We start from the raw sequence: 15197 nt of genomic DNA, 5'->3' as shown, positions 1-15197 counted from the left end.
TAATGACATTATGAAACAACCATAAGCATCGCAACAAAAATCAACATGACCCCGCCTGGCAATATCGCTGTACCAAGTGCCTTCCATGAAGAAAATTGGTGAGCTTCCGCAATCGCTTTAATAAGGATGATGATATACCAGACGGAAAGTACCGTTTCCATAATGGATGAAGCAATGATGATCCCACTTTCTCCTGGAGAGAGTGGAGGTGGAAAAGCTGAAAAAGCACCAAGTTTGAATACTCGAATGTCGGGAATCCATAATAGGAGCGATAAGACAATTGGAATATTGGCCCATGCTGTTGCCTTAAGAATCTCTTTAAAGCTGGCAGACCCTTTAAAGACTTTGCCAATCCCCCAGTACATTAATCCGGATAGTCCCCAGAAAAATTGGGGTCTGTCCCCCGTCACAATAACGCATTAGTATGCAGGGGGACTGACCCCAAATTCCTCTGATAAGCTGACACTTACTTTTTCACCAAAGGCCCCTATGCTAATAAACACAAGGCAGACGAGCATTAGGTTGTTGATCTTCAACTCTTTAGCTCCCTTTCTTATTTTTTCCCTATTACAAAATAGTGTTCATTGAAACATCTTCTGAGAGAATATTAAATGCTTGGATTTTCGTTCATAAAAAAATTAATAAGCAACTCGCTCTGATGCTTTTTGGTCTTCCTCCTGCTTTTTCAATCGATGATATGCGAAAGCACCTTGCACACCGCGACCATAAATGGTTAAAATGATCGTAACCATCGTTAAACGTCCAATCCAAAAACCTATTGTTGCATTCTGCATCGTAAATACCATCACGATCTGAGCAATAATATAAAGAACCAGTAAGCCTACTGCGGCTGTCCGACTTTTTTTCACTAATAACCAAATGACCAATGCACAACCGATAAAGACGTCTACAATACTCCATAAATCTAACCCTGGTAAAAATGACTGCCCTAGCGTCACCATTGCTAAAAGGAATAATAATTGAATCCCCATGATCACTACAGCTACAATTCCCATCGTTTTCACTCTTTTTTTTGCATCAATTATTTTCATTGCGATAATCTCCCTTTACTTAAATCCCTAAAAATGGAATGTACTATCTTTAAAAAAAGCTTGAAATTTGCTTTCAAGCTTTTTTTAGGCTATTAATTCGTTATACTGTTAATCTCCATAAGCCAAAGAGAATGACAATTAGAAGGATGATCCCGAACTTCTTCCAAGAGAACTCTCCCCCTCTTGTTTTTGCTCTGTCTGCTACTGTAAATATTACAGAAACAACTGCAATAATAATCACTGTAATAAAAAACAAGTTATCCTGATCTGTTGGTTTTGATCTTCCATCCATAGCAAAAAATATATAGAATATCGCAGATACTATGGAGAAAAAACCTACTAATACACTAATTTTCCCTTTTGTACTTAGCTCTTTCATTCTTTTTCCCCCTTAGTTATTTAGTGGTTTTATTTCTGGTTGTTTTGGCTTTGAGGGTTTTGGTGGTTCTGGATTTTCAATTGAATCTTCTAAAAATCCTTTATATGGTTCTTCAAAGCTCTTATTCAAAAATTCTTCCCCAACCTGATCCATTAATTCATCTGCTTCGGATGTATTCGGTGTAGTCCAATATTTAACTAGATACTTACTAATTGGACCAAACACACTATACATACCTGCTCCTGCTGCCATGCCAATAAGTATATTAGAAGTGTCCCAAGTACCTTTTAGACCTTCAGCTATAAAATTATCCATACCAGCGTAACTACTTGTTATAACACCAAATTTAACTATTTCATATAGATTTTTAGTTGAAAAGGCATTTGCTATTGGCCCTCCTAGGGGCCCTAATATTCCCCCAGCTAGACCACCAAACACAGTATCTACTATTAAATCTGATCCATCAACATCTCCAGTTATCAACATCTTACCTAGAGAAAAAACGCCTGAAACTGTAGAACCTACTAATGTATTCCTAAATAATCCAGATCCACTAAAATACCTAACCGCCGCCCCCGGAAATGCCCTAGCACTACTTCCCGCTAGCCTTAGTAAGAAAGGCAAGGTCCCTGTACCTTGCGCAATTCCTCCAGCGATTCCCCCGGCAAACGCCCAACTCAGAGCACCAAAGAAGCTATACTCCGCACCTGCGTTTGCGGCTGCCCCTTGATATAAGAATCCACCAGCAAGTGCTCCTGCACCTATTACTGCCATCATAATCCATCCAGGAGGGGTGGCCACAAGAGCAATTGCTCCTATTATTGCTCCTGTTGCTATGACTGCAGCGAGTACAGTTTGGGCCCATTCGTTTTCAGCAAACCAGTCACCGACTGCCCCGAAGAAGTCACCTACATCGTCGGCACGGTCACTAAACCAATCTGAGGTGGCATCCCAGGCGTTTTCGAATCCCCCTTTGATTTTATCCCACCGATCCGGCCAGTCTTCCTTGAATTGATTCCATTCATTCGATGCCCAGTCACCGAAATCTCTGACGCCATCTCCAACGTCCTCAATGACGTTTTCTCCAAATTCCAGTGCTCTCTTCCACCAAGGTAAGTCTGTCTCACCATCGATCGTTTCACCGCTTTCACTATCTCCTGCTTCAGTCTTACTTACACTGTTCTGATCCATATCCACTTCCCCAACATCTGCGAAAGCCGGCTGAACAAATATGAACAATATGAATGATACGAGTAGGAACAAAAGCAAGTTTTTCCCCATCTGTTTGTGTTGCACCTTACTCCCTCCACTTCTTTGAGAATTAACGAATTAAACCTGAATCTATAGTATGCTTTCCACTACTGTTAAAGCTTCAAGACAACCTTTCACCTTTTACACCATTCATCACTTGAACGAGTTACTGTCTATATTATTTACGTTTTTTACAGAGAAAGAGATTCTGATGCTTTAGATAGAATTTCTATTTTGTGAATATTCTCCTATATTCCCCTGTACTAGTGTAAAGGCGATGGATCATCACCATCGCCTTTACACTAGTACCCCTTTTTCTGCTTTCGAGGGGTATTCAAAAGTTTGTACATACTAATTCCACCCAATACCATGACCACACCAAGCAACACCCTTCTGATCCACACTAAGATCATCAAGTAAGGCTGCAGTGAGTCATGACCTGCAAAAAAGCTTAAACCAAATAACACAGCAATAATACAAACATAATGATGCTTAGTACTTTCATCTCTCAAACCTACTTTTCTAATCACATGAAACCGTAAAGCCTTTCGGACTTCCTATTCGAGCAGATGATTCGGATTTTACAGGACTTAGCATATCATCCGATACCGTCACATATTGTCCTTTGCGATCCGTCTCGACATAAATTCGAAAATCTTCCGGGATAAACCGAATATCGACTAAACGGTCGTTTTGATTCTCTTTTGCATATCTTTCTGCCGCTTCTCTTGCACCACTAATATTATCTCTTACCGATTTACAAGCGATCTCACTGACTTCATCTTCTTCAAAAAAGAATTTTAAAGCGGAGTTGGCATCCACTTCTACACTGGAATTCTTAAGCCACTCTTTAATATCGTTTGGCATTGGGCGGCCTAACTCTGCCTCGACCTGACTGATGAAATCATCTAGTAATTCATCAGGAGAAGGTAGATCCTTTGGTTCCTCTTCGTCTTCGGAACCTTCATCCTCTGCCTGTTCAAGAAAATCTTCAAACGCTTCTTTTAAGTCATCCAATTTATCCTGTGTTTCATCCCGGAGGTCTTCTTTTAGGGTTTTCCCTGACTCTTTTACAGCTGCAAGGGCTGCTGCATCTGCCCCGGTTTGGGTTACACGTTTGTTAATGAATACATTGGAAAAGTCAAAGAAAATAAAGGCAATGAAGATAGCGGCAATGAGCATGCCGATAATCAGTACCAGCATGCCGCTGCCTCTTTCATTTGTTATATACTCTTTACATTTAGTCATCTGAATCAGCCTTTTCTTCCATTGGCATTACAGCATCTGCCGTAAAATCGAACTCCATTTCATGAATTAGGGGTAAGGATATCACGGGTGCTTTCACCATTACTTCGACCCTTGCTTCTTCATCACCAGGTCCCCCTGTCACATTCTCCACATGAATTCCAAAAGCTGATTTACGGGCAACCTGCTCCCAATCTTCATCATGGATCGCGGCTGCCCTTGCACCATCCCTTGCAGCACTTTCTGCCACTACAATGGAATAAGCAATAAGGGCAACCTGCCATATGATTAGCATTCCTAAGATCACCAAAGGGAACATGGCTAGAAATTCGATAGCCTGTGAACCTTTTTCATTTTTGACATGCTTCTTAAAAAGCTTCTTCACGATTCTTCACTCCAATGACGATCAGCTACCACCGCCGCCAATTTTGTTAATCATCTCTTCAAGCTTACTCACAATCGTTCTACCGATTGACGTATTATCGCCTACCCCTGATGCAATGGCTCCCATTACTGCAAGTACCACCAATCCGAGTGCAACCCACTCTAGGGCCTGGGCTCCTTTTTCATTGTCTACGTAACGAGAATAAGTTGCGTTTGCTTTCAACCACATTTTTGTTAGCATGTTGTTTCCTCCTAATTGTTTTTTATAATATAGATCCTTCTATTGAAGGAAAGACTCCAAACCAAAAGCCTGTGGATTGTAGATGATGTTCAGTACCAACAATCCGATGATTAATCCAAATACTGCAGGGGCAACAAAGAATGTTGTAACCAGGGTAATCTGAGGGCTTGCTTTTGCCGCTTTTTCTTTCGCAATGAATCCTCGGTTAGCCCTTAAATCGTCTGCCTGCAATTTAAATGTCCTCGAAACCGACACTCCTAAAGATGATCCTTGAATCAAAGCATTGACTAAAGTGTGTAATTCTTTAGAAGAATTTCGCTCTGTAATATGTTCGTACGCTGAAAGGCGCGGAACACCCAGTTCTATTTCTTTGTTGAAACGGTCGATTTCTTCACTCAATGGACCTTCAAACTGCTTGGTAACCTGCTTTAGTGCTCCGTCCAGACTCACTCCGGCTTGAAGTGTCACACTCACCGTATCGAGAAAATCCGGCATCATCACACTGATGGTCTCCTGTCTGTATTTCGCTTTGAAATATAACCAGGCACTTGGGCCTGCAAATCCCCCCAGAACCGAAAGCAGTAAAATCTGGAGAGCGAAAGGCATTCCGATAAAACTGTAAAGACTTCCAAAACCCAACCCTATAAGGGCTAACACGAAACGAACCCCATAAAACGATTGAAGGTCCATGCCCAGGGGATTTCCTGCTTCTTTCAGCATTTTGTCGTGCTTCTCTACGTTTGCAAAGAAAGGATACTTTATTCCGATTGGGCCCGCCTTGATGCCCCACTTAATAATCGGAACCATGATTCGCTGTCTTAAAGAAACTTTTTTCTTTTTCTTCTTTGGGTTATATCCTTGTTCCAATAAGAGGTTTTCCCTCTTGGCGATATAAAGGAATAAATAAACAAATCCTATAAAAAGCATGATCAAAATCAATGAAATCATGACGATTGAAAAAAATCCAACTAGTCTCATTCTCTACACCCTTATATGCGTCAGACGTTTTATTAATACGAAAGCAAACATGACAATTACGGTAAAGATAGCAAAGAGCAATAATCCAAAAGGGGTAAAAAGTACATTCAAAAATCCCTTGATAAAAAGATTCATCATTAAAGCCATCAAAAATGGCATTACCACCAGAATATAAGCAATGGACTTACTTTCAGCTGTAACAGTAGCAATTTCTTTGTGAACCCTGCTTCTTTCTTCCAACGTCTCTGCCATAGTTGAAAGAACTTCTGCAAGATTCCCCCCTACTCTCTGTTGGATCAGAATCGTGCTGACAAATATATTAATGTCATTACTTGCGATCCGTTCCCGAAATTCATTCATGACCAGTTCCAGGCTGTCTCCCAGCTTTAGCTGATGATCCATTTTTCGGAACTCCGCAGCGCTTGGTTCTTTAATATCCCTGCTCACCATTTCAATGGCTTGAGGTATGGTCTGCCCTGCCTTTATACCGTTACTCATCATCCGGCAAATTTCAGGCAGCTGTTTATTAAAGGTCTCTGTTCTTTTATTTTTCCTCGAGTTGAGGAGAAGTTTGGATCCAAATAAGACCATGAGATAAGAAAACAGCAAGGCCATCAATAGGTATAAACCAAATAGAAAATAGTTTAATAGGGTCAAAGCACCGATTGCTAAGAGATAAAGCCCCATATACTCAGAAGGCTTCAGAGGGATACTTCCCTGCACGAGCTTTTTCTCCAGCTCTTCGGATAACTCAGAACCATCGAATTTATCCCCAATGAGGAAGACGAAGCTCCGTCTTTCATTGAGTTCTTCACTCTCGAACCATGAATCCACTCTTTTCCTTGTATCCTTCATGCTTCTATGAGAGAAGAAATAGAAGATAGATATGGCAAAGGTGAACATGCTGGCTGTTAAGGTGATCCATGCCATGTTCATGTAAGAGCACCTTCTGTTAAGAGGGATTTATCAAAATCTACACCGTACGAAACGAATCGTTTATAAATGTTTGGTATATATCCGGTTGCCACAAATTCACCTTCAATTGTGCCATCAGCTCTTGTTGCTGTTCGATTGAATTTAAAAATGTCTTTTGCAATAATTTCCCCATCTTCTTCTACCAGTTCTGAGATGTTCACAATTCTTCTCTTCCCATCCGAGAAACGCGATGTTTGCACAATCAAATCAAGCGCACCGACAAAGTAGCCGCGAATGACATCAACTGTTAAAGGAAGACCAGACATGATGACCATAGCTTCCAATCGTCCCAATGCATCTTTTGGTGTGTTGGCATGCACCGTTGTTAGAGATCCTTCATGCCCAGTATTCATCGCTTGTAACATATCAATTGCTTCTGAGCCACGAACCTCCCCGACGATGATCCTGTCGGGTCTCATTCTCAAAGCATTTTTCACAAGGTGCCGAATTGTGATTTCCCCTTTACCTTCCATATTCGGAGGCCGTGCTTCCAATCTCACTAAGTTATCATAGCTGAAACGAAGTTCGGCCATATCCTCAATGGTGACGACCCTCTCGCCATATGGGATAGAGTCGGATAACACATTCAACAAAGTAGTCTTCCCACTTCCTGTTCCCCCGGAAACAAGGATATTGGTTTTAGCTTTTACTGCTGCCCGAAGAAATTCACCCATATCGTTTGAAAAACTGCCGAAGGATTGAAGATCTTCCAGTGTAAAAGGATCCTTCTTGAATTTCCGGATGGAAATGGATGCCCCGTCGATACTGATTGGGGGGATGACCGCATTTACACGACTTCCGTCTTGGAGTCTCGCATCCACCATCGGCGAACTCTCGTCAATCCTTCTTCCCAGAGGAGCGATGATTCGGTCGATGATATGACGGACGTGCTCATCATCTTTAAATCTGATACTCGTTTCTTCGAGCTTACCTTTTCTTTCGATAAATACCTCAAATGGACCATTCACCATTATTTCTGTTATGGATTCATCTCGTAATAGTTCTTCAAGAGGACCGTACCCTACGGATTCATTAATGATCTGCTGAACAATTTCTTCAGTTTGGTCATTAGGGATAATAACCTTCTCTTCATTGATCATTTGCTTGACGAGCCGCTCGATTGTCTTCTTTCGCTCAACCGGGTTCATCGTTGTGATGTTCTCTAAATTGGCTTCTTTGATTAATCTGTTTTTATAGTGCCTAACCCAGACATCGACTTGACTTTGCCCCACATTCCACTGGGTATTTGTGGGTCGTTGAGATGCAGCCTTTTCAACCCAGGACATTTCATCACCTCATTTCTTGATTTATAGTTTCTTCGACATATTTCTTCATATCTTTTGACGCTTTGGAATCCCCTTTATCTTTCTTCTTCTTGAAGAAACTTACGCCCATATTCATGTAGGGTTGGATTCCGAAATAATCAGAAGAGATTGTACCATTAACATCCTTGGCTATAATTTTCTCAATATCTTTTTTGTGAAGTTCAGATTTTGAATGAGACCTATTCAATACGATGGAGAGAGTACCGTTCATACCAATTTGAAAGCGTTCGAACAATTCATCTGCATATTTGAAACATCTCATCCCCAAGCTGTCCGGCGTCAATATATAGTGCACCTTTGTGGCTTCACTTAATCCTGTGAAGGTAATGGAATTAATAGTAGAAGGCAAATCGAGAATAATATAGTCATAGTGGGACCTTGCCACCCTGATTATCTTAGAAATTAATTCATCCGATATCTCTTCGGCTTTAGCCGGGTTGGATGGCCCGGTAATGATTGTGACACCATTCTCTTCTTCCACACTAGCAATGTTCTGCAGATGCCTCATTTCCATTTCATCCATAACAGGAATTAGGTCGTAGTAAGAACGTGGGGGTTGCAACCCAAACAAACTGTCGATGGCCCCAAATTGTGCATTCAAATCCACTAATAGCACCTTTTGGCTATGATGCACACTCAATGACTGAGCCATCATTGCAGCCAATAGCGTCTTTCCACTTCCCCCTTTTGCACTATAAAAGGCGTGAACCTCTCCCGTACCGTATCCGATTTCTGTCTCTCTGTGAAATTTGATCTGCTCTTTGCTCTCACGGATTAACTCTTCTAATCTATTTAGTTCCTTTGGGAAAACTACCAGATCCTTTGCCCCGGCAATCAACCACTCTCTCGTTTGATCAAAATCCGCTGTTCGTGATAGACCAATCACGAAACTGGAACTTGTAAACTGTAGCTGATTCGGATATTCAATGGAATCTACATCCACAAAATAGTAATGGTAATGCTGTTGGTTTCCTATTGTTTTTTTCCATTCAGGAGTAACGGTCAGTTCTAATTGATGCTTTTCCTCAATCCCTTTAAAACGTTCACTCCAATCTTGATCCTGTGTAATTAATATGGCATTAAATTTACTCACAATGTCGCATCCTTCCAGATCCACATATTTTCATTAAGCTGCTTTTCAGCCATAAAGTCAGTTAGAAGTTAGACAAATCACTGACCGTTATTCTGTTTCTTTTGTTCAGCAGCAGGAGTTGTTTTTTTAGAATCTTCTTTTTTGGCATCTTTTGCTTGGGTTTCTTTTTGCTGCTCCTTCGGTTTTTCTTCTTTCTTAACCTCAGTTTCTTTTTTTGCTTCAGTACTTACACCTTGGGTAGTCTCTTTATCATCAGCGACTTGGTTGACTCGAAGCACCCTGATTTGTTTAGCGAAATTCTGGTAGTGAATGAGCTTTTCCGCTTCTTCTACGGATAAAGAGATCTTTACTCTTTGCGCTGGACCTTCTTCGGGTTTATCATCAGGGGTTTCAATTTGTACGACTGGTACATTGCTTAACAACCGTTTTGTTTCTACTTTCTTATCAATTTCTCTCGACACAATGATGTCTACCTGATCTCCTTCGACAACACCTTGATCAATCAAAACGATCTCTGTAGCATTCAGCCAAACCACCCGCTCATCAGCAGGAATATTAACCTTCTCCCTTATGAGAGTTCCGGTAAGGATATCATCCTCTTTAATATCTACTAATGAAATAACATTCTTTAATTTTTCTTCATCTGTAATAAAAGATTGATAGGCGCTGTTCTTCGGTAGTTCTATCCATTTAATATCTGACGATTTGATCTCATGATAAGATTTAATTTCACCCGCAGCAGCAGCCACCTTGACCGTTTCTCCAAGACGTTCCTGTGCCTGGCTGATTTGAACGAGGATGACCCCCGCTGCCACAACCGCCAATATAAATGATAATGTCAAAAATATGATAGCTTTTCTTTTTGAGTCGATCATCGACTGTTCACTCCATTATTCAATATTTTCTTGTTGAAGCGGATATAAATAAACGTTATGACTACTTATTGGGAGGGCATCTTCCTCAAGCTGAAAATACTCTCCTTTTAATTCTTTTTGATTGAATTCCCCATTGGATGTAATGATCCAGTTTTGTGAAGAATGTTTTCGCATGATATCTTCTACAAGTTCGTCAACTGTAGAAGCAGTAGATTCGATAACCCTATTCTTTATTAGATAATATTTTTTAGGTTTCTTTTTCCCCATCTTTAAATAAGTCCGTCCTTCAAGATACTTAGAACTGGATGTAATCACATATTCCGTGCGGGTTCCTTCTAATAGAGATGGTATTTCCGGTCTATTTGAAAGTAAATGAAGGGCTAACCCCCGATTAACGGATCCATTCACCAGATAGATGTGCTGGTTGGGGTAGAACCAGTTTTGCAATCTCTTCACCCAAGCAGCTGGTGTGGTATGTTCATCATAAATATATAGAACTTCCCGATCCTGCATGGACCAACCGTATACTTCTTCAAGCATCTCATCTGTTGTAGTCATTGTTAGAGGGAGTTTACCAAACCCCCAACTTTTCTTTCCTTTTTCTAATGCATAAGACAACGAAATTCCTTTTTTAAGAGTTGTAGGCCGGATATGAACTTCCGTTAATAGATTTTTGGGCAACCCTAGTGATTCATCAACTACAATAAACATCATTCATTCCTCTTTCCCTCTTTATTCCATCGCCTTGAATAAGCTCTCCCTCTTATTCTTCACTTTCTCTCTCGCCTCATTCTCGAGCTTCTCCGCAAAATCCTCCAAAGTTTGAAGTCTCTCGTCAGCTAAATCTTCTATTTCCATCGCTTTATCACGGTCTATTTTCTCCTGTTTTTGAAGTGATAAAATGGCCTTATTAAAAATCGTTCGTTCTTCTGAAGAAAGCTTATCAAATGTTCTTCCCAGGTCATCCACCTGTTGTTGAAGCTCGACAGACCTATTATTAATATCGATTCCGTTACTTGCTTTAGAGAAGTTCTCTTCTATTTGTTGGACGGCATTATCCAGTAATTCCTGAAGCGAATTCTCGAGTTCTACTTTATTGTCCACAGTAAAGTATTGACCCTTTCCTGCCTCTGCTGTTGCCTTTAACTGATCCTGGCCTTTATCATCGACATCAAATCCAATGATATTGACTTGGATGTTCAAATCCGATTCCACCAATTTGCGCGCTTCTTCAACCGGATTGCCGTCACAGGTTTCGACCCCGTCACTGACTACGTAGACTATGTTCTCTGTGTCATCTCCAGCCTGTTGTTTAAGATCCTCGTAGGAAGACTTTAACGAAGCTCCCAACGGTGTCCATCCGCTCGGCTTAAACTGAGTCAATGCCTTCTCAAAAGATGACTGATCATATGTATTGGGTTCGTAAACAAGTTCATCACTGGAGCATGATAGTTTTTTATCTTCTTCTGATCCCGTTCCTTTATGCCCATAGACTCTAAGAGAAATCGTAGCGTCTTCTGGAAAACCGGCCGCAAATTTACTGACAGCCTCTTTAGCCAGTTCCATTTTCTGACCGCCACTTACCTCTGCGGCCATACTTCCGCTTGAGTCAATGAGTATGACGACATTCTTTCGTTTTTGATTCTTTTCTTCAATATCATATTTACCGAAATCCGGCTCGTAATTTTTCAAGGTCTGATAGGAATCCGAATAATCCAGGGCAAACCAATTGACCACCCCGTTAAACGTTTCCTCTACACTAAGCCCCTCAGCAGGAAAGTCTTCCATGATATCTTCCACTTTGTCAATGTCCGCTTCAGCCCCATTTTCCACCTTTGTCACAACGTCCTGCATCTTCTCTCCGTATGGTTGCTTGACGATTTCTTCAGGTTCAGTTGGGGCCTCCGGGAAATTCACCGCTTCTTTTTCTTTTTCCTTGTTCACCTCTTCTGAGGATGTTTCTTTAAGGTCTTTCTTAGTTGTTTCTTCTCCTGAACACCCCACTAGACCAATAAGTGAACAGCTGAAGAATAATACAAGTAGTCTCCTCATGTGATTGCTTCTCCCCTTTGTTGTCGATGATCTAAACTTCATTATATTTTTGTATCAAGTTAATCCCTTTTCAATAGACCTATATACGAATAAAAATTGAAGAAGATGTCAAATCCACCCACAAATGATACTTATGTATCACTTTTCAATATTTTGGAATTAACTCAACTCTTATTTACCACGAATTTCATGTTTAAAAACTTTTCATTGTAGAATCCTGATACTTTTTTTCTATATAATAATTATCATTGGTAACCGGGAACGTCAATCCGACAAAGTCTTTGTCGAATTTTGTCTGTTATCATTGGACTATTTTACAAATTTCACTTGATGGTATATTGGGTATATTGTATAGCTACTAAAGGTTTACACCGGATTTTTCAATAGAGTATTTAAATCTTATAGTGGTAATTTTTAGGTGTTTTATTACAAGTATTAAAATTAGTGGGTAATTGGAATCATTTGTGAATGAAGTGTGAAAGCCTTCAGGGAGCTTCATGTTGATTGAATTTTCCAAATATAGATAATAACATCCATATAATTGAAAAAAACCATCCGTATACGCCGGATGGTTTTTTCATCTTCTTACAGTTCGTTCACCAGTTTTTCAAGCAGTTCTTCCTTACTCATAACTGCTTCTCCCCCACCTTGAACAAACGACTCTTTCCCGCCGCCTTTCCCGTTGATCAGTGGGAATACTCGTTGTGCGACCTCTCTTAAGTTAATGGTTGGTAAGGAGCCCTTCGCCGCTACGAGCTGAAGCTTTTGATCGTTCTGCACGACCAGCAGCACAATTGCCTCTTCTCTTTTGGAGATGATGTGCTGAGCGATCTTCTGCAGTTCCTGGATCGGTCTGTCGCTGTACGTTTTTTGGATAAGCGTAAATCCAGCTTTCTCCGTCCCAAGTAAACCTTCCGCTTCATACGTCAACAACACTTCTTTCAATCCTTCCAATGCTTTCTCCTGCTCTTTTTGTTTGGTAATCATTTGCTCGGCAGTGAGTACCATATTTTCTTCTGGAGCCTGGAGTACACTTGTGAGCTCTTTCAGGAGTCCATGCTTACGGTTTAGTTGATGGAGGACCCTGTCTCCGCAGATAAACTGCAATCGGATATGACCTTTATGTTTCTCCCAATCGAGGATCTTGATGGCTCCGACTTCACTTGTGGAACGGGGATGGGTCCCACCGCAACCGTTGTAGTCGAAGTCCGGTATGATGACAAGACGGATCTCTCCGGTGACCGCCGGTTGCTTTCGAAGCGGATAGTCGGACAGTTCCGCTTCCGTCACCCACTTCGTCTCGATCGGACGTGCTTCCCTTATGATTAGGTTGGCGAGTTCTTCTGCTATCATTGCGTCAGAGTTACTAATATCACTTACGTTTAAGTCAATGGTGAGGAACTCTTTCCCGAGATGAAAGCTAATTGTTTCATATTGCAGTGCTTCTGCAAATGCGGCCGAGAGGATATGCTGACCGGCATGCTGCTGCATGTGATCGAATCGGCGTTTCCAATCGATCTGCCCTTTGACTACACCTGAAATATCTTCAAATGGTTCTTCTATGTAATGACGGATCTCTCCGTTCACTTCTTCAACATCTGTAACCCGTTTATCATTTAATGTTCCCATATCATGGGGCTGGCCACCGCCTGTGGGATAAAAAGCTGTTTGTTCCAGCACGGCGTACCAGCTTCCGTGTTCATCTTGTCGCTGTTCTTGAACGTAAGTGTGAAACGTCTTCATGTATGCGTCTTGATAATACTTCTTAACTGACATTGGTAGACCCTCTTTCTAACTGTTCTCCTCCTACTTTACCATAGCTTGAGCGGAGAGAACCATTAAGCCCTAACGATCCTTCTTTTCTATAGAAATGGGTACTGTTCCGACTTGTTCCCAGGGAATTTCCCACCTTCGTTCAAATTCCATTTTTGCCTCTTCATCCCCGGCGATGATTCTTTCCACTAATTCTCTTAAAACCATAGTAGTATATTTCATCTCATCACCCTCTTCTTCCTTTTTTCATGAATGGTGGGGAAAGCATTTCATATCACCTTATACACTACTTTTTACCTAATTATTTCACCCGCTAAACATCTAAAGACCTATAAACTCTCTACCGGCCCACACTAATCAGCCCTTTCTTCATAATATGAAGTAATCATTACTCTTAATACGAAAGAATGGGTGAGAATATGAGGGTAACACCGGGATATTCCATTTTATTAGCCGTTTTGATCATTTCGATCTCAGGATTTATTCTCTTTTATAACATTGGTAAAAACAACTCAATGGACAGCAAAGCCAATATAGTCATCACGAATACGGTTGAAAATAACATCTACGGCAGTGTCGGAAAGGTAGATACCGTCATCTCTAATAATGTGTCGGAAGGAACGGCCAGACTGAAAAACAATATCATGAACAATGGCAAGGAAGATGGAAGCGGGGAAATCAGTAGTTCTATTGAAAATGAGGTTAATGAGACCTCCGGGGACTTAGAGAATAATATAACAAACACCGTCGAAGGAGATGGAAATTACACCTTTTCAAATTCCACACGAAATAAACTCGGCGACGCAGCTGATATCAATGTCAGCAATAAGGTTGCGAATAAAACAAATGGCAATGATACAGAGCCGCCACCTGAGTCCCCCGAAATTATCTGGGGCATTGATTCTGCCAGTGAAACAACGGAGAACTTTTATGCCTGTGTAAGAGAGAACTTTGGGGATCCTGCCGTTCTCGGACGCTATCTTGAGACGAGAGAGGACATTTCCAGAGGGCTCACACCCGAGCAGGTTTCCTTGATCCATTCAAAAGGAGATTATATCCTTCCTATCTTTAATAATTTCAATGATGCCACCGGTTATGAAAATGGAAGCAATGAAGCCAAGGAAGCAATTGAATATGCCCAGGGCCTAGGGATTCCCTCCGGTGTCGCCATATTTGCGGATATTGAACCTGCCTATCCGGTAGATGCAGAATTTATCAGAGGATGGTTTGAAACGATTTCTGCATCCCCTTATGAATCCGGTATTTATGGAATCTTCGACCCGGAAAGTGCACTATACCAATCCTATAACACGGCCGTTCAAAGTAATAATGCCATATTGAAAGAAAATTACGTTTGGACCGCTTCACCAAATGTCGGCATCACATCTCAGGCCGAGGCACCAGAATACAATCCCGAAGCACCGGAAGGCTCCCTTGCATTCGGATGGCAGTATGGAATCGACGCTGAAACCTGTAACATTGATACGAATCTTTTCAATGGTGAGCTATTAAAGGTATTATGGAAACCCAATTCATAACCAAAAAAACTACCCCCTATTTCTATTTCAGGAGGT

The 15197-nt window shown here is 41.1% G+C and carries 17 protein-coding genes; 1 reads left to right on the top strand and 16 read right to left on the bottom strand.

The annotated features are described in order from the left end of the window. Positions 1-8: 8 nt before the first annotated feature. The 16 genes from CN378_RS06140 to CN378_RS22540 all read right to left on the bottom strand — a co-directional run bounded on the left by CN378_RS06140 (position 9) and on the right by CN378_RS22540 (position 13845). Positions 9-410 carry a YIP1 family protein gene (locus CN378_RS06140; protein ID WP_257141030.1) on the bottom strand — a complete coding sequence of 134 codons (402 nt, stop codon included), beginning with the start codon at positions 408-410 and terminating at the stop codon, positions 9-11. Between the two features lie 228 nt (positions 411-638). Continuing rightward, positions 639-1052 (bottom strand): hypothetical protein, encoded by a 414-nt coding sequence (locus CN378_RS06135; protein ID WP_098351042.1) that lies wholly within the window; start codon positions 1050-1052, stop codon positions 639-641. A gap of 100 nt (positions 1053-1152) precedes the next feature. Further along, the gene (locus CN378_RS06130) at positions 1153-1431 is read right to left on the bottom strand and encodes a hypothetical protein (RefSeq protein WP_098351041.1); all 279 of its coding nucleotides are present in this window, start codon (positions 1429-1431) and stop codon (positions 1153-1155) included. A 12-nt stretch (positions 1432-1443) separates the two neighbouring features. Next, positions 1444-2727, bottom strand: coding sequence for a hypothetical protein (locus tag CN378_RS06125; protein WP_098351040.1), 1284 nt, complete (start codon positions 2725-2727; stop codon positions 1444-1446). A gap of 477 nt (positions 2728-3204) precedes the next feature. Next, entirely contained in the window at positions 3205-3885 is a 681-nt protein-coding gene (locus CN378_RS06115; RefSeq protein ID WP_179884825.1) for a pilus assembly protein TadG-related protein, read from the bottom strand. A 37-nt stretch (positions 3886-3922) separates the two neighbouring features. Further along, the gene (locus CN378_RS06110) at positions 3923-4312 is read right to left on the bottom strand and encodes a TadE/TadG family type IV pilus assembly protein (protein ID WP_098351037.1); all 390 of its coding nucleotides are present in this window, start codon (positions 4310-4312) and stop codon (positions 3923-3925) included. Positions 4313-4333: 21 nt separating this feature from the next. Further along, positions 4334-4552 carry a hypothetical protein gene (locus CN378_RS06105; RefSeq protein WP_098351036.1) on the bottom strand — a complete coding sequence of 73 codons (219 nt, stop codon included), beginning with the start codon at positions 4550-4552 and terminating at the stop codon, positions 4334-4336. A 39-nt stretch (positions 4553-4591) separates the two neighbouring features. Further along, the gene (locus CN378_RS06100) at positions 4592-5530 is read right to left on the bottom strand and encodes a type II secretion system F family protein (RefSeq protein WP_098351035.1); all 939 of its coding nucleotides are present in this window, start codon (positions 5528-5530) and stop codon (positions 4592-4594) included. Positions 5531-5533: 3 nt separating this feature from the next. Further along, positions 5534-6466 (bottom strand): type II secretion system F family protein, encoded by a 933-nt coding sequence (locus CN378_RS06095; protein WP_098351034.1) that lies wholly within the window; start codon positions 6464-6466, stop codon positions 5534-5536. Next, a complete protein-coding gene (locus CN378_RS06090) occupies positions 6463-7791 on the bottom strand; it encodes a TadA family conjugal transfer-associated ATPase (RefSeq protein WP_098351033.1) in 1329 nt (442 codons plus the stop codon). The genes CN378_RS06095 and CN378_RS06090 overlap by 4 nt, the downstream gene beginning before the upstream one ends. A 4-nt stretch (positions 7792-7795) precedes the next feature. Then, the gene (locus CN378_RS06085; RefSeq protein ID WP_179884824.1) at positions 7796-8923 is read right to left on the bottom strand and encodes a CpaE/TadZ family protein; all 1128 of its coding nucleotides are present in this window, start codon (positions 8921-8923) and stop codon (positions 7796-7798) included. Between the two features lie 77 nt (positions 8924-9000). Then, positions 9001-9798 (bottom strand): Flp pilus assembly protein CpaB, encoded by a 798-nt coding sequence (cpaB, locus tag CN378_RS06080; protein WP_098351031.1) that lies wholly within the window; start codon positions 9796-9798, stop codon positions 9001-9003. Positions 9799-9813: 15 nt separating this feature from the next. After that, a complete protein-coding gene (locus CN378_RS06075; protein WP_098351030.1) occupies positions 9814-10509 on the bottom strand; it encodes a hypothetical protein in 696 nt (231 codons plus the stop codon). A gap of 21 nt (positions 10510-10530) precedes the next feature. Then, on the bottom strand, positions 10531-11850 hold the full coding sequence (locus CN378_RS06070) for a vWA domain-containing protein (RefSeq protein WP_179884823.1): 1320 nt from the start codon (positions 11848-11850) through the stop codon (positions 10531-10533). Between the two features lie 585 nt (positions 11851-12435). Next, positions 12436-13626 carry an alanyl-tRNA editing protein gene (locus CN378_RS06065; RefSeq protein WP_098351028.1) on the bottom strand — a complete coding sequence of 397 codons (1191 nt, stop codon included), beginning with the start codon at positions 13624-13626 and terminating at the stop codon, positions 12436-12438. 69 nt (positions 13627-13695) lie between these two features. Continuing rightward, a complete protein-coding gene (locus CN378_RS22540; protein WP_179884822.1) occupies positions 13696-13845 on the bottom strand; it encodes a hypothetical protein in 150 nt (49 codons plus the stop codon). Between the two features lie 197 nt (positions 13846-14042). Here CN378_RS22540 and CN378_RS06060 point away from each other — a divergent pair, with 197 nt between their 5' ends. Further along, positions 14043-15161: a glycoside hydrolase domain-containing protein gene (locus CN378_RS06060; protein WP_179884821.1), complete on the top strand. Its 1119-nt coding sequence runs from the start codon at positions 14043-14045 to the stop codon at positions 15159-15161. Positions 15162-15197: the final 36 nt, after the last annotated feature.

It is taken from the genome of Bacillus sp. AFS015802 (genome assembly GCF_002561455.1).
GTDB lineage: Bacteria > Bacillota > Bacilli > Bacillales > Bacillaceae_B > Rossellomorea.
The sequence above is the reverse complement of the archived record's forward strand: the minus strand, read 5'-3'. Positions and strand labels throughout refer to the sequence as shown.